Consider the following 18,741-nt stretch of genomic DNA (forward strand, 5'->3'; position numbering starts at 1 on the left):
TTCAGCCTNAATCCCTTCCAAGATCCGAGGATAGTTGAAGCGCCCGTCTCGCATCAGTCGCGCAATCACGACGGCATCCTTCTTGTCATTCTTCGTCTGTAGATTGTCATCCAGCTCTTTCGATCGGTTGACGTGCATCGGATTGACCATCACATAGGGGATGCCATGGTCGGTAAGAAAGGCCGCCAGGTTCATCCAATAGTGCCCGGTCGGTTCAAAACCGACAATGACATCTTGTTTCAGATGTTCTTCTTTGAGGGCGATGATGCGTGTGTAGAGCACCTCAAAGCCGTTCCGAGACTGGGTGAACGCAAAGGATTTCTGGAGCACACGTCCGCGGTCGTCGACTGCACAGGCGAAATGTGTCCGCTTGGCGATGTCGATGCCGATGCCGATGACCAATGTCTTTTCAGAGACTTGATTAATCTTTTCATTCGTTTTAGAATTCATTGTATAGTCCTCTCTTATGTGTATTGGGTCATTTTATCGGGTGACCACTCAATCATCATAAAAGAGGGCTTTTTTTAATTCAAGGCCTCGAAAATCCTTCTAACAGGAATGCTCCATATAGAAATACCCTTCCGGTAAGTTTTTGATTAAAGCTGCATTGTCTTGCGACAAGCCATTAGCCAGTCCAGAAATAATAAACGTTAAAAAACTGACTAAGAATACGATGGATCCCAAAATAGTAAATCTGACTTTATTTTTCTTTATTTCTTTCCATGCAAGGTTCATTTTCTTACCTCCTATTTATACGATACTTCTATCGTAAAGGAGTTAAGTGAACGGAAGATGAACACTACTTTACATTCCTATTTATATCTTGTTCCTAGGGTACTGAACCTAACATTAAATTTTATTTATAGAGGCAAGTGAATTCGTACACTTGTCCCAATCTCTGGAGTGCTGTCAATTTCTATGGAGCCTTTGTGTAGATCAATGATTTCTTTGACGATTGATAAGCCAAGTCCAGAGCCCTCAATTGAACGGTCTCTCGTCTTATCAGCTCTATAAAACCTCTCAAATGCCCGCGCCACTTCCTCTTCTGTCATTCCAATACCTTCGTCTTGTACAGTAACGATGACTTCTTGGTTAGTTACAAATAGAGTGATTTCAATTATTCCGCCTGGCTCACTATATTTGATAGAATTTATCAGCAGATTCTCCCATACGGTTTCTAAGAGTACCGCATTCCCCCTTACAGTAACTGATTCAAAATGCGCAGAGACACCCAATTCCTTCTTGTCAAAGGCATAACGTAAATGGGAGAGAATGTTTTCTAACTGTCTGCTTATATCCACCTCTTCAATCAATTCAATCGATTCTTTGTCAAAGGAGGCGAGTGTCAATAATTGGGTGGTCAACGAAGAAAGACGTGCGGTCTCACTTTGAATAATAGTCATGTATTTTCTTTTGTCATCTTCTCCAAGCTCAGGTTTTTGAAGAAGCGACAGATGGCTCTGGATTGTATGGAGAGGGGATTGAATATCGTGCGAAACATTGTGGACGAATTCTTTACGACGAATGATAGATTCTTCAATTCGATTTCGAGACCGTACAAAGTGATCTGCCAAACGCCCGATTTCATCGCTTCTGTGAATAGATAAAGGTACGTCGAAACGTTCCTCCCCCAATTTCTCTATAGCATCAGTTAACTTGGTTATGGGCTGGATCAAGAAACGCGCTACGACTAGCATACCTATAAAACTCAAAAAGATGATACCAAGCGCAAGTCCCCCGAATAGATAGTGGAGTTCTTGGAAAAGCAGGTTGATGTTTGGCCGTAAGAAGAGAGCATAATCTTTCTCATCAATCTCAATATTTACACCCACACTGTTTTTAAGTTCATTAGTGAAAAAACCCGTTACCAAAAATCCTCGGGGATAATCACGAATACCGTTGAATGTTTCCGCATCCAAAACCTTTTGGATCTCATGATCATCTAAATTCTCCTCTCGGAAGGTACCTCCGTAACGAAAAACTGTCTGTCCATCTGTAAGGTAGAGCTGGTACCCTACATCGCCAAGAAGATGAAAGGTATCCTCAGCGGAACTAAATGAGTTGCCATTGGTTGAAAGTGCAATACTGTTTGCTATGGCAAGATTTTTTGCATTATTCTCTGCCTTTAAGTACATATCATAATAAATGTTCATGGCGAAGAAAGAGATCAAACTACTCACAAACATTGTAAGAATGGTAAACCATACGAATTTTACGTAAAGAGTCAATTTGTCACCTCAATTCTATACCCTACTCCTCGAACCGTTACAATCTTCTTCGAACGCATACGTGAAGCGCTCTGTAATAGAAGCAGAACCGTCTTCATTCAGCTGTGCATCGATCCGCACCGTTTCAATTTCAAAGTCGATGGCTATCGCTTGCAAAGGAAACATGCTTATGAGCACCAATGTGACTATGAAAGATCTAATCCAGTTTTTTTTCATCCGAAATCACCTCTTAGTTCTTCTTTACGAATTAAGAAGCGAGAAGTTTCGGATAGATGAAATTGCTCCTTAGGAACTGAAATGTATGATTATACTTTTATTTACTTTTTAAGGGAATGAGATTACGATGGAAGAAATGAATCGGAGAGGTGTTGGTTTCGTTGAGGAGTTTGAAACTAGTTACACTCGTGGCACTTACAATGACAATGATTGGTCTGTTTTTCGAATGGGTTCAGATCGAATTTGTAAGTGGGAATGGGCTCAACCACTGGTCGGGTATTTATATGTTGCTAGTGACTCCAGTTGCTCTGTATATGGTCTCTAAAGAAATTAATCCGAAAGCGATCCTAGGCATCTTAGTTTCGCTGCCTCTATTCGCCATCATACAGTTCATCTTCTTCGCAGAGATCTTGAACGTCTCGAGCTGGGACATCAGTTTTAGCATGGAAACGGTACAAATCGGATTCTTTGTCTCGTTACTTGCAGGAGTAATCTCTTTAATAAGTTACAGTGCGTATTATTTCCGAACTAGAAAACTAGTATGAAACAACCCCTGGTGAATCATTTATTATGGACTTTTTTAGGTTGATCGATAATGTTGAAAAAATGAAGGGTGAAACTATGCAGGAAAAAGGGCAATTAGTAAGATGGATTCCTTTAGATGGGGAAGTATTTGATCGATTCATGAAGCCGATGTATTTGGAGAATCTCGAATTTGATGGAGAATTACGGCTGACTGTAGGTCCTGAAAATAACCGCTACCAATTCATTTACGAGCGAACGGAGAGGTTCTTTTTTCCAATCCGTGCACACCGCATTCATTTAGAAGTTGTTCGTCATGATTTAGAAGAGCGGATTGGAGATTTTATCGGAAATTTGAAAGAGTCAGGTCAACCACTCTCCAAATACAATCATACATTTTATAAAGTAGCCAACTCCTCATATTTAGAGGAGTACTTAAAGATAGACGACTCCATTCCAGATTTTGAAATCGCTGCACTCGAGCACCACCTGTATATCACAGATGATTACTTTATCGATGTGTTGGCGAATGTGCAGCCGACGATTAAGAAGCTGTAGACACACTAGTTCCCAGGGAAGGTTTCAATTTAGAAGATAATTTCTTCGTTGAGATGTTCCCTGGGAACTTTTTAGTCCAAGCTATTCAAGTGTATCATTCGAGTAATACTCACGCCCGTTTGCATCTTTTATAATGCGCTTTCCAACCTTTTCGAACTCCAGACTCTCTTCATCGTTCAAGTGAACGGTATACATTGATCCTTCCACTACGATCTGTGCTTTTGGAAATTCTAAGTAAATGGAGTCTGTACTGTTATAGCCTTTTTCAAGCAAAAACTCATCTAATACGGATAGATTTCCGTTTCGCATCCCCAAATTCCCCATATAAATAACAATACCGTTCACGTTATTCCCAAAAATCTGTCCACCATCAATGTTAAAACCTAAATCAAAATCTTCCACGCGAGCAGTGAGAGAGTCTGCTTCCTCAATATACTGATTGGTCACGTAGACGTTACCACTAGAATCTTCAAACATCCGAGGAGCTGTCTGAGTCAAGGTGAAAACCAAGTTTCCATCGCTGTACACGGAGAATAAGGAATCTTCACGCACTACAGTAATTTTTGAATACGTGGTTTCGTTAGCCTGTTCTGAAGACGCATCATCTGGGTCCGTCCAAGGTCGAACCGCGCTCATCATTGGATCAGTAAAGATAGTCAAGTTGCCATCAATAAACTGTAGCGAGTCTCCAGAATTCGTTTGCCCTTGAAAAATCATCCCCTCAAAAATGTGGGTCTCTGGGGGAGGTTCGGGAGCCGCTGACTGCTCGTTTTGTAGTACAGCGCTCATGCCAATCAGTACAACAAGGAAGAGCGCAGCTACCGCTACCAAGGGTGCAAGTGAAAAGGAGCGTCTCTTTTTCTTATATAGTGCTTTTCGAACGCCTTGTTTATTGCTGCTATCAAAATCGGCATCTTTGAATACAGTTGCATCCATAGCGGCCTTTAACGACTTCAATTCGTTCTCCATAACTCTTCTACTCCTTTCAACTTCTCTTGCAGCACGGGTTTCGCACGACGCAATCGGCTGTGTAATGTGGCTTCTTTTACTTTCAAAATCTCGCTGATCTCCGGAACCGTCAGCTCTTCGTAATAAAATAGAAAAATGACTTCGCGGTACTCTTGCTTTAATGCGAGAACCGCCTGGCTCAGCTGCTCATTGAATTGCTGTTGCTCCATATCCAGAGCTGCCGACTTAGTTGTCTTCTCGATTTGTAGAGATTCCAATCTAATCACACGGCGAAACCAAGAAGATTTCAAATAATCCTTTGATTGGTTGATGGTTAGTCGAATCAACCAAGCCTTCATAGAATAAAGTGCTTCGCGACGCTCGTACTGATGATAGACCTTTACAAAAACATCCTGCACCACGTCTTGTGCTGTCGGCCAGCTTTTCACATATGTATAAGCGAGCTTTGTCATTTCAAGTCCGTACTCGTCCATAAGGGCGTCGTGCCACTCGTGTTGGGACGGTACATCATTCCTCGATTCTTCCATGCATTCCACCTCTTTACATATATAACGATTGAAGACGGCAAATACTTTCACTTTTTTCGAAATAAATTGAAGTGGCTTTTCTCACCTAGGAATTTCATCATAAAAAAGGATTTGGGAACTATTTCAAGAACTAGTACGTAAAGAAGAGAACTATAAGATAGGACGAGAGGAGTGGAGGCAGTGAAATGGAATTATGCGATCGTTGTTTTACCGCTGCTAGTTATCGTGGGGATTATTGCTAACAATACATACGCAGCTTCAAAGTCTTATGAGTTGATTCATGGTGTCTCCAACGAAACTTGGAGTCTGGAATTCAGAGTTAACAAACAAAAGAACGACGACTGGGTATTAACTCAAGATCTATATGCGAAGGAGCCCATCACTTTAAAAGAAATTACTTTATCCACTGAATTTCAATCAGATTATCCTTACACAATAGGCAATTCAGAAATGAAGAGTCAAAAAGCTTATACTTACGAAAATCCCCTCATAATCAGTTCGGAATATGAAAGACTGCCTGATACGAAGCGACTCAGTGATGAAGAAATACTAGAAATCCTCTCGGATCTTGTAACGACTGTTACATGGAAAGACGGCAAAGGAAAAGTCCAGGAAGTGGAGATGGAATGGGAGTGAAACTGGTTCCCAGGGAAAATTTCAAAGTATGAAATGAGAGAAGAAGTGACAATAAAATTTATCAGAACTGAAAAGAGGGAACTCTATGTGGAAATCTATCGAAATTCATAAGAACCAATTGGCAACACACCAAGACCGATGGAACGCCTGTATCGAAGCAGTGACAGAGAATAGTGTACCGCCTGATCAGGGCACTCCTAAGACGGCTTGGTTCGCCTACTCTTATTTCTTTGAAATGGAATCTGGAGGACATGAAGCTTACTTCTATCATTTGGACCAAGTGATTAAAGAATATGGGGACGAAAGATTTTTACAAGATACAGAAAAGGCGCTTCAAACAATTGGAGCAGATCAACACGCTGCTATTGTGAGACAGTATGGTAAAAAAATATGGGACTTGTACCTTCAAGTGGAGGAACAATCCAAGCAGGAAGATTATTTTTATGAAAAGCTCGCAGCTGCAGATAAGTCATATTATTCCTGCGAGCCTTCACTACAAGAATATTTAGAAACGTTCTGTGAGGAAAATTACCAAAATCTGATGACGGTTCTAGATGGATGATAGAGGTGCGAGAAGAGCAGAGGCTGTGAAATGGAATTATGCAATTTTTAATTTTTACCTCTGCTAGTTATCGTGGAGATGGAATGGGAGTGATATAGAAAAATACTTCCTTCTGCATCAGCATAAATTTAAATACAACAAAAAAGGAGAGATTCACATGATTATTGTCACTACAGAAAAAATCGAAAACTACGAAGTGGTTGAGGTACTGGGTCCAGTATTTGGACTAACAGTTCGCGCACGAGGGCTGGGCAAGGACATCATGGCTTCGTTTAAGGGATTGCTGGGAGGAGAAATCAATCAGTATACAGAAATGCTAGAAGACGCTCGCAAGCAAGCGATGGACCGCATGGTGCAAAACGCTACATACATGGGAGCGAACGCCATCGTTATGATGCGCTTCGATTCAGGAGAAATCGGTCAAAACATGAGTGAAATCGTGGCTTACGGAACTGCTGTGAAAGTGAAGAAGAAATTTTAATGGAATGGATTTTAGGCTTTTATGGAGTGCAACTCCTCGTCATTATCGTAATTGCTGTAGCTTCTTGGCTCATTTGGGATAAGCGGTTTAAAAACAAACACGGCCAATCCGTTCCAAAAGGATTTGAACGCACGAATGAGGTCTCGATAGATCCGACCACTCAGAAGAAGTTAGTGGTCTACTTTAATCCGGGAACGGGGGAGCGGTTTTATAAGGAAGAATGAATGATTGTTCCCAGGGAAGATTTCATTTAGAAGCTAACTCTTATTAGTGAATTAACCCCTGGGGTTGGTTAATTAAAGGTTAACTTCATTAGTGAAATACTCCCTAGGAACTTTTTATTGCAACGAACAACTTAAGGAGGAATCATTAAATGAGTCAGCGCAAAGAAAAAGTGTTATCTGTCCCAGCTGGAGGAACTCTTGAATTAATTGAAACCTACTATATTCATGCCTTCCCAGAATCTAGATCTTACGCTTATCAAGATTCAAAATACATCACATTTAGACAAAAAAACGGTGGGAATATGACAACAGTCTACACTGTTAATAAAAAATTTCACATCTCTCCTACAGGTAGCCAGTTGATTGAGGTGCAAGAGAATCTTACACCATCCGAAGAGCAAAGAGTCAAAAACTACATAGAAGCTAGAAAAACCGGTTTTGGATTTGATGAAAATACAAATTACACTTTCATGATCCTGTCAGAAACAGAAAAAATCGAGTTGCTACATGCACCGCATCCAGAAACAAATAACACGGGGCCTCGCTATTATTGGCTAGAAGACTTACAGAGTGGGAATAGTGTCGTAAAAACTATCTCTAATCAGGAAACTTATACAAATTGGTTGATTTCGGCAAGTGAAAAAGTTTTTGATGTCACATCTGCCTTTGCAACAAGTGACTATGTGGACTGGCGCCAGAGTGGAAAGTTTCAGGTGGGCGACACGATTTATATTTATGTCTCGAGTCCAGTGCAGAAAGTGAAATTCAAAACGGTTGTTGAAAAAATCGATATTCCTTTTCTAGAAACGTATGACTCTAAAGAGTTTTGGACAAAGGAAGAGTTCCATATAGAATCGCAGTCGAAAAAATTTGCTCGTCTTAGATTAGTGACAAAATCAGATAGTGAGTTTCTTTCGCTAGAGCACTTACTTCAAAATGGCTTGAGCTCTTATCCGCAAGGTCCACGAAGAGTAAATGAGGAACTGAAAGCCTACTTAGACAACTATCTGGAAGAAGACAAGATGACACAATCATTCCCGGATCAAGTTAATGAACAATATCAAGAGGGACATGCTTATAAAATTCTTGTAAACAAATACGAACGAAATCTAGAGGCGCGACAAAAGTGTATTGAGATTTACGGCTATAACTGCCAAGTATGTGAAACAAACTTAGAAGAAGTTTATGGGGAAGTGGCGAAGGAATTTATTCATGTGCATCATTTAATTCCACTTTCTGAAATTAAAGAGGAATATCAAGTGGATCCAGCGAACGATTTACTTCCGGTTTGTCCGAACTGTCATGCGATGTTGCATCGGAAAATTAATGGTATGTATTTAAGTGTGGTGGAGTTACGCAATTTATTATTACTATAGGATTTATTAGATGAGAAATTCTCAATATTATAAAGTTCGTTTTCAAAATAATTTTGTGAGTAAGGAGTTAAAATCGTTATGAGCAGTTCTGTGAATGATCATATTGAAATAATTAGATTTATCCAAGATTGCATATCTAAAGTCCCGACTATTGTTATAGGTAGTGGTGCATCTATGGCATATGGTATGCCAGGTATGCCTCAACTTGCAGATTACTTATTGAAAAACATTCAGCCTTTAGAGGAAGAAATGGAAGCTTGGAAACAGTTTGAAGGCTATTTGAAAGAAGGAGTGGGTTTAGAAGCGGCATTACATGAAGTTCCGATAACTGAAAGGCTACATAGAGACATCATATTATTAACCAGAAATTTAATACTAGAAAAAGACTTAGAGATAAGAAGTCAAATCTTAAATAGAGAAATCAGCTTACCTTTAAGTGAATTACTGAGCTTTATGAATACAGCTGCTTCTCCTAATTCTAAAGTGATAACAACAAATTATGATAGATTGGTTGAATATGCAATAGATCATGCAAAGTTAGAGCAACATTTAGGGTTCGAAGGAAATTATATTAAATGGTTTAACCCACTAGGTAATATAAATACAACATTGAAAAATAAAGTTGAGGTACTAAAAGTACACGGTTCTCTGGATTGGTTTGTAACTCGACAGGATGAGATTATTTCCTTACCTGATGGTTCAGAAGGTTATTACAATGTCGAACCAGTCATGATCACTCCTGGAAAAGCAAAATATCAACATACTCATGATGAGCCATTTAGAACTCTAATAACGAAGGTTGATAAAATATTCGATGAGTCGAAAGCAATACTTATTATTGGATTTGGATTTAATGACAATCACATTCAACCCAAGCTGTTTGCTAGAATGAGAGACTCAAAAACACCTATCTTGATACTATCGAAAACATTAACCAAAGAAGCAAAATCATTTGTATATGGTAATGAAAAAGGAAAAGTAATAGGTATAGAAGAGAATGGTACAGGATCTAAAATAATCAAAGCTGATAGAAGTGAAATTGATGTAGCTGAAAGATTATGGAATTTAGAAGAGTTGTTAAAAATAATTATTTGAGAGAAGGAAGATAATGGGGATTTTTAATTACAATACAGCGGATTCATTAGGGAAGGTTATATCTGTAGATACTGCAAGCGTGATATTAAATGTCGAAAATGTAGAAAAATTAAGGAGTATGCAGGTAAATCGACTAGTAGCACTCCAAAGTAGTAAAGCAGGTCAACATTTAATTGGATTGATTAACAAAATTGTACGTAAAGTTGCAAATGAGGATAGATTAACGGAAGATCATGAAGACATTCAATACCCAGGAGAAAATAATTCAGTTAAGATTACGTTGATTGGAACATTGTTTGATAGGTATTTAACGGAATCAAATGTATTCAGAAGAACACTGGAAACAGTACCAGAAATAGATGCATGTTGTTATCCCATTGATGGAGAAACTCTTACTTCATTTATGAATGCTATTTCTAGTCAAGCAGGCGATATTGATAGTGCTTTAAGTTTAGGTAGCTATAGCTTGGATACAGATGCAGTAGCTTATTTGGATGCTAATAAATTTTTTCAAAGGCATGCTGTAATTGTTGGTAGCACAGGCTCAGGGAAATCTTGGACTACAGCAAGTCTACTAGAGCAAGTGGCAAAACTTGAAAATTCGAATGCAATTTTGTTTGATCTGCATGGAGAATATCAATCTTCAGTCGATGATGGAATTCAACATTTTAAAATTTCTGGACCAACTGAAATTGGTAGCGGAAAAGATATTGCTGATGGCGTTCTTTATTTTCCATATTGGTTATTAAGTTATGAAGATATGCTTGAAATGTTAGTAGATCGTTCGGACCAAAATGCTCCAAATCAATCGATGGTTCTCTCAAGAGCAGTTATGAGTGCAAAAGAAGCATACTTGAATAGCATTGGAAAAGCAGAGATGTTGGAAAGTATTACAATAGATAGCCCGATTCCTTATAGCCTTCAAGAAGTACTTCAAGAACTGATAACTTTGGACACAGAAATGATTGAAGGTAGTAGAGGTCTAAAACAAGGGGAATTTTATGGGAAATTGACGAGGTTCATTTCACGTTTGAAGAATAAAATTTCTGATAAAAGAGTAGCTTTCATGATGAACCCCTCTGCTACCGTTTTTGAATGGGAGTGGATGGATAATCTTTCGACTGTCTTAATGTCAGGAAGATCCAATTTAGAATCTAACAAGGGAGGAGTAAAGATAATCAACCTTTCAGAAGTTCCATCGGATATTTTACCCCTAGTTATTGGAAGAATATCAGCCCTTATTTTCTCGTTACAACAATGGACTAGGAAAGAAGAACGTCATCCAATTGCGTTATTATGTGATGAAGCACATTTATATATACCTGAGTCTACTAATGCAACAGCAAATAGTAATTCAGCGAAGAGAAGTTTTGAAAGAATTGCAAAAGAAGGAAGAAAATATGGAGTTGGTCTTGTGATTATTAGTCAAAGACCCTCTGAAGTGAACAAGACTATTTTAAGTCAATGTAACAATTTTGTTGCAATGAGATTATCCAATGCTGAAGATCAAAGTGTTATAAAAAGGCTATTGCCTGATAATTTAGGGAATTTCACAGAATTATTGCCAACACTCGACAGAGGAGAGGCATTGATAGTTGGGGATGCCAGCCTATTACCTAGTAAGGTGAAAATTAAAGAACCAATTAATAAACCTAATAGTGGGACGATTGATTTTTGGGATGAATGGAAAAATACAGATAAAAGGAATTCTGTTAAAGATGCTGTACACTCATGGAGAATACAAAGTTTATCGGTTGTTCAAGAATAGAAAGATAATCTGAAATTATTAAACTAATTAACCATAGTTTACTAACATTTAAGTTAAATTTGCTCCCAAAAATTATTTCATAATAGAAGTCATCTTCTAAATTGAAATCTCTTTTGGGAGCTATTTTTATTTTGTGAAGAGTATTTATACAGAAATGTACAGGCTTCTCTAACAAATCTCTCATGTTATTAACTTTAAGTTGATTTATAATATACATAGATTACCTTTTCTTATTCTTAAATAGAGCTCAGTAATTTCTATTTGAATTAAGAAGAGTAATTTGGCAATTCAATGAATTTACATAGTCAGTATCAATAAAAGAAACGAGGAAATAAAATGTCTACTTTGAACCAAAAACTATTTAGTGCTGCAGATAACCTGCGCAGCAAGATGGATGCGTCTGAATACAAGAACTACTTACTTGGATTAATCTTTTATAAATATCTTTCTGATAAACAACTGGAGAAAGTCGTGGTCATTGCGGATGAATCATTAGAACAATACGACACCCAACAGAAACAAACAGAACTGTTTGCTGGATTGATGGCCGACGAGGAAATCAAGGATGATTTAGTTGAGACTTTAGTAGATACATTAGGGTATGTCATCGCACCGGAATATCTATTCAATGTGTTGGCAGCGCAAGCCCAGCAAAACATATTCCAACTAAACGACCTTAACAAAGCTTTTGTTCAATTAGCATCTGAGTTTGACCAATTCAATGGTCTATTTGATGACGTCGATTTGAAATCGAAAAAATTAGGTTCAGATGACCAACAACGCAATATTACCATCACGGAAGTCTTAAAGAAATTGAACCATGTTGATTTGATGGGGCACGGTGGGGACGTTATCGGAGACGCCTATGAATTCTTGATCAGTCAGTTCGCATCTGAAGCTGGTAAGAAAGCGGGAGAGTTCTATACACCTCACGAAGTATCGGACATGATGGCACGTATTGCTGCAATGGGGCAAGAAGATAAGAAATTGTTTAGCGTGTTCGATCCAACAATGGGATCTGGTTCTTTGATGCTGAACGTTCGTAACTACATCAACTATCCCGATAGCGTGAAATACCATGGTCAGGAATTGAACACGACTACATTCAATTTAGCGAAGATGAACTTGATTCTTCATGGTGTGGATAAAGAAGACATGCGTTTGCGTAATGGGGATACGTTGAACAAGGACTGGCCAACAGACGAGCCTTATACTTTCGATTCTGTCCTAATGAATCCTCCGTATTCAGCAAAGTGGTCAGCAGACGATACGTTCTTAGATGATTCACGTTTCAACCGTTACGGGAAACTGGCACCAAAATCAAAGGCAGACTTTGCGTTCCTATTACATGGTTACTACCACTTGAAAGATTCCGGAACGATGGCAATCGTCTTACCGCATGGCGTCTTGTTCCGAGGAGCTGCAGAAGGTGTCATCCGGAAGAAGCTCTTGGAAGACGGAAGCATTGACGCAGTAATCGGTCTTCCAAGCAATCTGTTCTTCGGGACATCGATTCCAACGACTGTCATCATCTTGAAGAAGGATCGCGAGACACGTGACGTGCTATTCATCGACGCAAGTAATGACTTTATCAAAGGGAAGAATCAAAACAAACTCTCAAAAGAGAACATTGATAAGATCGTGGAGACGTATCGCAATCGTGAAAGCATTGAAAAGTATTCTCATGTCGCGAGCTTTGAAGAGATCAAAGAGAATGACTTCAATTTGAACATTCCAAGATATGTCGACACGTTTGAAGAGGAAGAAGAAGTCGACATGGCGACAATCGGTGCAAGTATCAAAGACATCCGTAAAGAAAAAGCTGAACTTGAATCGAGTCTCTATGAAATGATTTCCTCACTTCAATATGATGAAAAGAATGCGGAGTGGATTCAAGGAGCATTAGAGGTGTTTAAGCGTGGAGAATAAACAAAAGCCAGTGATAAGATTTGATGGTTTTTTAGAGGACTGGAAGTATTATAATTTTAAGGACAAAGTAAACATGTTCAATAATTTGAGAGTGCCTGTTACAGCCTCTGAAAGAAAAAAAGGTAAGGTACCCTATTATGGGGCAAACGGAATTCAGGATTTTGTTGAAGGATTTACTCATCAAGGAGAATTTGTCCTAATAGCTGAAGACGGAGCAAATAATATTTATAATTATCCAGTTCAATATGTTAATGGAGATATATGGGTTAATAATCATGCACATGTAGTAAGAGGAAAGATAAATGAGATAGATAATTTATTCTTAACATTTAGAATGAAATCAATGAATATATCTTCATTTTTAGTAGGTGGAGGCAGGGCAAAACTAAACGCTGAAGTTTTGAAAAAAATTAGATTGGTGATACCAAAACTTGATGAGCAAATTATAATAGGGATATTTTTCAATCAAATAGAAAAGGCTATCAATCTCCATCAGCAAGAACTCGACACCCTCAAACAAACGAAACAAGGTTTCTTGCAAAAAATGTTTCCAAAAAAAGGAGAGACTGTGCCCGAAGTTCGTTTTGCGGAGTTTCAAGGTGATTGGATAGGTCTAAGTCTAAATGAAATGAGTTCTAGTTTCGAATATGGTTTAAACGCTAGTGCTAAAAAATATGATGGTCAAAACAAATATATTAGGATAACTGATATAGATGAAAGTTCTCATAAGTTTTCCACAGATACTTTAACTTCTCCTAATACTGATCTCACTTTAGCAAATAATTATATTTTGAATGAAGGAGATATTCTTTTTGCTCGTACGGGAGCTAGTGTAGGGAAAACCTATATATACAACAATAAAGATGGAAGAGTGTACTATGCAGGATTTTTAATCAGGGCAAGAATTAAAGAAGAATTTGATGCTGAATTTATATTCCAGAACACTCTCACTACTAAATATAAAGAATTTATAAAAGTGACTTCCCAAAGGTCAGGACAGCCAGGTGTTAATGCACAGGAGTATTCAAAATTTACGCTATTAGTGCCTGATTTAGAGGAACAAAAGAAAATAGGTGAATTCTTCAAGAAACTAGACGAAACCATCGAACTCCACGAAAAAGAATTAGCATCGTTAAAAGAAACCAAAAAAGCATTCTTACAAAAAATGTTTGTGTAGATAGTTAGGGAGGAGGACATCCCATGACGAAGTTAGCTCACAATGACGAGCTGGAAGTAGAACGACGATTGATTGAAGTCTTAGGGGAGGGGCACAACCAGTGGAACTACCGGCCAGATTTGAAGACTGAACAAGACCTCTGGAACAACTTGCGCCATAAGATTACGCGCAACAATCTGTCTGAGATTGGGGAGCATCCCATTACAGATAAAGAGTTCGAGACAATCAAGACGGAACTTCTGACGAAAACAAAGACACCATTCGATGCAGCTAAATGGTTGAAAGGTGAGAACGGGATTGCACGGATTACCATCGAGCGAGAGGATATTTCACTCGGCTCGATGTCATTGATTCTGTATTCGAACCAAGACATTGGCGGAGGAATCTCAACATATGAAGTCGTCCATCAGATTGCAAAGAGCAAAGTAGATGAGGATGGACGAGACCGTCGTTTTGATGTGACGCTTTTGATCAATGGATTGCCCATCGTTCAGATTGAGTTGAAACAGGTTTATGCCAAAGATGGTGTGTTCCAAGCATTCAACCAGATCAAAAAGTATGCAGAAGAAGGGTTGTTCCGTAACAACATCTTCTCTACACTCCAACTATTCGTCATCTCGAATGAACAGACGACACGCTACTTTGCCAATGCGATGCCAAAAGATATGCATGAGAAATTTATCTTCAGCTGGCGCACAACAGACAATCGACGTGTGGAGAATTTGTATGAGTTTGTAAAACAAGTGTTGAACATTCCGGATGCCCACCGTCTCATTGCGAACTATACGATTGTCAGTGAAGACCAAGACAATAAAGTACTCATGGTATTACATCCGTATCAGATTCATGCGATTGAAGCGCTTTTCACAGCGGCCAATAAACATGAGTCTGGTTTTGTCTGGCACGCGACAGGTTCCGGGAAGACACTGACGAGTTTCGTGTCGACCAAGCTCCTTGCGAGAAAGAGTGGCATCGACCGGACCATCATGTTGATTGACCGTAAAGACCTCGATAGCCAGACAACGAGTGAGTTTACAAAGTTTGCGTCTGAGTTCAATACGGGCATTTCGTCAGGAACAGCCAAATCCAATAGCCTTATTGTTGGTACAGAGAGTTCACGAAAACTGAGTGAAACTCTACTCTCTGATGCCAACTCGAATACCGTGATCATCACAACGCGCCAGAAGCTTGAGGCCGCACTTCGCTATGCACAGCAACAAGAAGAAAAGAGTGGCACCAATCGTTTCAAGAAACTGATGGGGCAACATATTGTCTTCATCGTGGACGAATGCCACCGGGCACTGAGTTCGGAAGGGATGGAAGTCATCAAAGGATTCTTCCCAAAATCGACGTGGTTCGGCTTCACGGGTACTCCAATCTTCAATGAAAATAAGAAGCAAGCTAAAGGGCAGCTCGCACGTACGACACGAGACCAATACGGTGAACTCCTTCATAGCTACACGATCAAGAACGCGCTAGAAGATGGATCAGTTCTTGGCTTCCAAGTCGAACATGAAAGCACTATCGAACCAACGTCTTTATTCAATCATATCTTCACACAACTTCGTCAGCACGAATCGTTTGAGGATCTGACAGATGAACAGGTGAACAAGAAGATTGATGAGATGGATGATGTCGAGAAAGAATCGTACATAGCACCAACTGTCTATGAAAGTGATGACCATATCCAAAAAGTGATTCATAAGATTTTGCGTCCAGACAACGCCTATACAAAGTTCGATTTCTTGAACGGTCGCCCGCAAAAGTCCGCCATCTTGACGACGAGTTCTATTGATATGGCGAAACGCTATTATCATGCTATCAAAGCGATGACGAAGGACCCGAACTGGATGGAGAGCGAGTTTGCAGGACAACCGATTCGCAAAGGACGTACGATTGAAGATCCTGATTTCCCACGTATCGCCATCACCTACTCTCTTCAAGAAAATGAAGAGGATGCGAAAGATAAGCAGGACGAGATGCGCCAGATCATCAAGGACTACAATGACTATTATAAGACGGCATGGTCACTTGAAGATATCGAGCGTTATAACGGAGATATTAACAATCGACTGGCACGCAAACGAGCGGAGTTCAAGCAATTCGGGAAGCAAGTCGACCTTGTCATCGTTGTAGACCGCTTGCTGACAGGTTTCGATGCACCGACTGTCCAAACCTTATTTGTTGATCGCAACTTGAGTTACGCGAACTTGATCCAGGCTTTCTCTCGAACGAATCGAACGTATCCAGGAAAGACGAAGGGGCTCATTGTGACGTTCCGAAAACCGGCTACAATGGAGAAGAACGTGGAGGATGCGACAAGACTTTACTCGAATGAAAATACAGAGACTGGTCTAGTGTATCCGACTTATGAAGAGTCATTAAAGCGTTTCAAAAAGGCTCACAAAGCTTTTAAAGAGATAGCTGACAGAGTACCGGACATCAATGAACATTCGCCGATTGAAGATCGTATTGATTATGTCATTTCGTTTCAAGAGCTCAACAATTCGTTTGAAGCACTCGTCACGTACGATGACTACAATGATGACATCGCCTCGTCTAAAGCATTGCAAGAGCAGGTCCAAGTGATTGCAGAGACGGCTGGAGTCTATAACACAGTTAAGGGCTCACTGATTAATGAGAGTGATCCACCTGGTGAAAGTCCAGGAGAGGGAGAGACACCAGATTTCTCGGAAATTGAGTTCTTCTCTGGAAATGCCATCAAGCTCTACGATATCGATTCCACGTATATCGATAAATTATTAGGCGATTACTCAGCCAACAATCAGGACATCCGTTTAGAGATTGAAAAAGCACTTCAAAAGTTAAAGAAATCAGACGCGGTGAAAGCTGTTTACAACGAAATATTGAATGCCATCGATGCAAAAGAAGTAGATCCTTCTGAAGACATCTTTAGTCTAAAGCGTCGCTTCTTCACACAGGCTTATGACCAAGCCATTCGAGAGTTCCGAAATACTTGGTTTGTGAGTGAAAGCGAACTTCACGCCTCAGCTGTCCAATATCAAATTGGAGCCGATCCAATCCCAAATATCGGGGGCATCATCGATAGTAAGGACTTCGGTAAATATAAAGAAGTGCATCCTGGGGCTATTCCATTTAAATATGGACCGCAATTAAAACGCGAGTGGCGCAGCACATTAGATGAGGTACTTGTTTCGTTGGATGCGGAATTGAGATAGGTTTAGAGAATATTGAGTAGAGGAGCCATTATGGGCTCCTTTTTGCATGTAAATAGGATAAATTTGATAGAAGAGATTTGAGCCTGAGATGACTCCTTTATATATTTGTACACTAAATCAAAAATTTTAATGGATAAAAAATTCCATTTTTAGGAACTATGAAGAATGTAAATCGTCTACATTAGAATAGGAATTAATAGTTGAAATAAACAGAATGGAGGAAATGAAAATGTGGCTGCTATTTTCCGTATTGGCCATCTTAGCTACAACGGTCAATATCTATTCATTTTCTAGAGGAAAGGACTACCGGTTCGCAATGGCGGCAGGTTTATCCTTTACTGCACTTACACTTTGCGCAGAGATCAATTTATTAGCAGATTCGATAGCAAGAGAAGATTGGTCCGCTGCTAGCGAAGTCGTCAATTATCAATGGGCACTATGGTTTGGCACCCTGGTTTCGATTATCCTCAATACCTTGCCATTGTTTATTGAACAGAAAGGAAAGTCAGCGAGTCGTCAATCTAATCTAGCGGAATAGGAAAGTAATTTTGAAGCCTTTTGGGTAATAAAAAAACGACCCACCTTGGTGCGCATTGTTAAGAGGCGTGGTGGGTTCTGTTAGGATTACGATATATACAAATTTTAAATTTGTAAAGACTGATTGGTTCGTTTAAGAATAATGAAGTTGTCTTTTGGGAGGTGAAATATTCTTATGAAAATCTGGAGAGAAGATACTGAAGAGTATCAGTTAGCGCCGCTAACAAATAAAATGGTAAAAGAAGCGGAAGAAAACTTGAAAGTTAAGTTACCTAAGTCTTATATAAACCTTCTAAAAACACAGAATGGTGGATATATCAACTACGATTCCTTCCCCACTAAGGTCCCGACATCTTGGGCAGAGGATCATATCCATGTAGATTATCTCTTCGGTATAGCGGAAAACAAAGGAATCTTGCAAAGTGCCTATTTGATACAAGAGTGGGACTTGCCAAAAGATATCGTCTTAATCTCTGGGGACGGTCATTCATGGGTGGCGCTTGATTACAGAAAGACAAATGAAGAACCGCCGATTCTATACATAGATGCGGAAAGTAATCAGGTCATTGAAATAGCTAGAAGCTTTAAACCTTTTATAAAAGGACTCTACTTAGAAGAAAGAGAATTTGAAGAGATTGATTTTGAAGAGGAATGTCTCCATCTAACTCATGATGAACTTGAAGCAGCTTTATCAACAAATAATGATCAAGATGTTATCCAAGCGATGAATTATCTT

Annotated in this window: 18 protein-coding genes and 2 pseudogenes; 14 read left to right on the forward strand and 6 right to left on the reverse strand. The window is 39.3% G+C overall.

Translation table 11 applies throughout. The annotated features are described in order from the left end of the window. From CF394_RS08495 to CF394_RS15785, 4 genes and pseudogenes are all read right to left on the reverse strand, one after another. Positions 1-450 (reverse strand): IS110 family transposase (locus CF394_RS08495; protein WP_133079815.1); only part of this gene is annotated, 450 nt, incomplete at its 3' end. Positions 451-564: 114 nt separating this feature from the next. Beyond that, positions 565-735, reverse strand: a pseudogene (locus tag CF394_RS08500) (ABC transporter permease); the annotation flags it as partial. A 125-nt stretch (positions 736-860) separates the two neighbouring features. After that, positions 861-2,228 carry a sensor histidine kinase gene (locus CF394_RS08505; RefSeq protein WP_094942958.1) on the reverse strand — a complete coding sequence of 456 codons (1,368 nt, stop codon included), beginning with the start codon at positions 2,226-2,228 and terminating at the stop codon, positions 861-863. 15 nt (positions 2,229-2,243) lie between these two features. Then, complete coding sequence (locus CF394_RS15785) at positions 2,244-2,393, reverse strand: DUF2207 domain-containing protein (RefSeq protein ID WP_165767512.1); 150 nt, start codon at positions 2,391-2,393, stop codon at positions 2,244-2,246. A 221-nt stretch (positions 2,394-2,614) separates the two neighbouring features. Here CF394_RS15785 and CF394_RS08515 point away from each other — a divergent pair, with 221 nt between their 5' ends. Beyond that, positions 2,615-2,989, forward strand: a complete 375-nt coding sequence (locus CF394_RS08515) for a hypothetical protein (protein ID WP_133079816.1) — start codon at positions 2,615-2,617, stop codon at positions 2,987-2,989. Between the two features lie 76 nt (positions 2,990-3,065). Further along, positions 3,066-3,524, forward strand: coding sequence for a hypothetical protein (locus CF394_RS08520; RefSeq protein ID WP_094942962.1), 459 nt, complete (start codon positions 3,066-3,068; stop codon positions 3,522-3,524). A gap of 81 nt (positions 3,525-3,605) precedes the next feature. Here CF394_RS08520 and CF394_RS08525 read toward each other — a convergent pair whose 3' ends face one another. Continuing rightward, positions 3,606-4,493 carry a helix-turn-helix domain-containing protein gene (locus CF394_RS08525; protein ID WP_094942964.1) on the reverse strand — a complete coding sequence of 296 codons (888 nt, stop codon included), beginning with the start codon at positions 4,491-4,493 and terminating at the stop codon, positions 3,606-3,608. Beyond that, positions 4,478-5,020 (reverse strand): sigma-70 family RNA polymerase sigma factor, encoded by a 543-nt coding sequence (locus CF394_RS08530; RefSeq protein WP_094942965.1) that lies wholly within the window; start codon positions 5,018-5,020, stop codon positions 4,478-4,480. Before CF394_RS08530 ends, CF394_RS08525 begins: the two co-directional genes overlap by 16 nt. Before the next feature lie 180 nt (positions 5,021-5,200). On the opposite strand from CF394_RS08530, the gene CF394_RS08535 reads away from it, so the two are divergent. From CF394_RS08535 to CF394_RS16215, 12 genes and pseudogenes are all read left to right on the forward strand, one after another. Continuing rightward, positions 5,201-5,656 (forward strand): hypothetical protein, encoded by a 456-nt coding sequence (locus CF394_RS08535; protein WP_094942967.1) that lies wholly within the window; start codon positions 5,201-5,203, stop codon positions 5,654-5,656. An 85-nt stretch (positions 5,657-5,741) separates the two neighbouring features. Continuing rightward, entirely contained in the window at positions 5,742-6,218 is a 477-nt protein-coding gene (locus CF394_RS08540) for a DMP19 family protein (RefSeq protein ID WP_094942968.1), read from the forward strand. Between the two features lie 157 nt (positions 6,219-6,375). Further along, on the forward strand, positions 6,376-6,699 hold the full coding sequence (locus tag CF394_RS08545; RefSeq protein ID WP_094942970.1) for a YbjQ family protein: 324 nt from the start codon (positions 6,376-6,378) through the stop codon (positions 6,697-6,699). Further along, on the forward strand, positions 6,699-6,923 hold the full coding sequence (locus tag CF394_RS08550; protein ID WP_094942971.1) for a hypothetical protein: 225 nt from the start codon (positions 6,699-6,701) through the stop codon (positions 6,921-6,923). The genes CF394_RS08545 and CF394_RS08550 overlap by 1 nt, the downstream gene beginning before the upstream one ends. Before the next feature lie 149 nt (positions 6,924-7,072). Next, positions 7,073-8,299 (forward strand): HNH endonuclease, encoded by a 1,227-nt coding sequence (locus CF394_RS16070; RefSeq protein ID WP_094942973.1) that lies wholly within the window; start codon positions 7,073-7,075, stop codon positions 8,297-8,299. Positions 8,300-8,377: 78 nt separating this feature from the next. Continuing rightward, positions 8,378-9,394 carry an SIR2 family protein gene (locus CF394_RS08560; protein ID WP_094942974.1) on the forward strand — a complete coding sequence of 339 codons (1,017 nt, stop codon included), beginning with the start codon at positions 8,378-8,380 and terminating at the stop codon, positions 9,392-9,394. Positions 9,395-9,407: 13 nt separating this feature from the next. Further along, a complete protein-coding gene (locus CF394_RS08565) occupies positions 9,408-11,162 on the forward strand; it encodes an ATP-binding protein (RefSeq protein ID WP_094942976.1) in 1,755 nt (584 codons plus the stop codon). A gap of 336 nt (positions 11,163-11,498) precedes the next feature. After that, positions 11,499-13,091: a type I restriction-modification system subunit M gene (locus tag CF394_RS08570; RefSeq protein WP_094942977.1), complete on the forward strand. Its 1,593-nt coding sequence runs from the start codon at positions 11,499-11,501 to the stop codon at positions 13,089-13,091. Next, the gene (locus tag CF394_RS16075; protein WP_243370764.1) at positions 13,081-14,268 is read left to right on the forward strand and encodes a restriction endonuclease subunit S; all 1,188 of its coding nucleotides are present in this window, start codon (positions 13,081-13,083) and stop codon (positions 14,266-14,268) included. Before CF394_RS08570 ends, CF394_RS16075 begins: the two co-directional genes overlap by 11 nt. A 23-nt stretch (positions 14,269-14,291) precedes the next feature. Next, positions 14,292-17,468 carry a type I restriction endonuclease subunit R gene (locus tag CF394_RS08580; RefSeq protein ID WP_094942979.1) on the forward strand — a complete coding sequence of 1,059 codons (3,177 nt, stop codon included), beginning with the start codon at positions 14,292-14,294 and terminating at the stop codon, positions 17,466-17,468. Between the two features lie 229 nt (positions 17,469-17,697). After that, complete coding sequence (locus tag CF394_RS08585) at positions 17,698-18,006, forward strand: hypothetical protein (protein ID WP_094942980.1); 309 nt, start codon at positions 17,698-17,700, stop codon at positions 18,004-18,006. Between the two features lie 174 nt (positions 18,007-18,180). After that, positions 18,181-18,612: pseudogene (locus tag CF394_RS16215) on the forward strand (SMI1/KNR4 family protein); the annotation flags it as partial. Positions 18,613-18,741: the final 129 nt, after the last annotated feature.

The sequence above is a fragment of the Tetzosporium hominis genome (assembly GCF_002265435.1).
Lineage (GTDB): Bacteria > Bacillota > Bacilli > Bacillales_A > Planococcaceae > Chryseomicrobium > Chryseomicrobium hominis.

What these genes read in the sequence shown, in the direction of transcription:
- CF394_RS08580 (WP_094942979.1), top strand. Translation starts at nt 14,292, where the DNA reads ATGACGAAGTTAGCTCACAATGACGAGCTGGAAGTAGAACGACGATTG.
- CF394_RS08560 (WP_094942974.1), top strand. Translation starts at nt 8,378, where the DNA reads ATGAGCAGTTCTGTGAATGATCATATTGAAATAATTAGATTTATCCAA.
- CF394_RS08525 (WP_094942964.1), bottom strand. Translation starts at nt 4,493, where the DNA reads ATGGAGAACGAATTGAAGTCGTTAAAGGCCGCTATGGATGCAACTGTA.
- CF394_RS15785 (WP_165767512.1), bottom strand. Translation starts at nt 2,393, where the DNA reads ATGTTTCCTTTGCAAGCGATAGCCATCGACTTTGAAATTGAAACGGTG.
- CF394_RS08585 (WP_094942980.1), top strand. Translation starts at nt 17,698, where the DNA reads ATGTGGCTGCTATTTTCCGTATTGGCCATCTTAGCTACAACGGTCAAT.
- CF394_RS08545 (WP_094942970.1), top strand. Translation starts at nt 6,376, where the DNA reads ATGATTATTGTCACTACAGAAAAAATCGAAAACTACGAAGTGGTTGAG.
- CF394_RS16070 (WP_094942973.1), top strand. Translation starts at nt 7,073, where the DNA reads ATGAGTCAGCGCAAAGAAAAAGTGTTATCTGTCCCAGCTGGAGGAACT.
- CF394_RS08530 (WP_094942965.1), bottom strand. Translation starts at nt 5,020, where the DNA reads ATGGAAGAATCGAGGAATGATGTACCGTCCCAACACGAGTGGCACGAC.
- CF394_RS08520 (WP_094942962.1), top strand. Translation starts at nt 3,066, where the DNA reads ATGCAGGAAAAAGGGCAATTAGTAAGATGGATTCCTTTAGATGGGGAA.
- CF394_RS08550 (WP_094942971.1), top strand. Translation starts at nt 6,699, where the DNA reads ATGGAATGGATTTTAGGCTTTTATGGAGTGCAACTCCTCGTCATTATC.
- CF394_RS08565 (WP_094942976.1), top strand. Translation starts at nt 9,408, where the DNA reads ATGGGGATTTTTAATTACAATACAGCGGATTCATTAGGGAAGGTTATA.
- CF394_RS08570 (WP_094942977.1), top strand. Translation starts at nt 11,499, where the DNA reads ATGTCTACTTTGAACCAAAAACTATTTAGTGCTGCAGATAACCTGCGC.
- CF394_RS08540 (WP_094942968.1), top strand. Translation starts at nt 5,742, where the DNA reads ATGTGGAAATCTATCGAAATTCATAAGAACCAATTGGCAACACACCAA.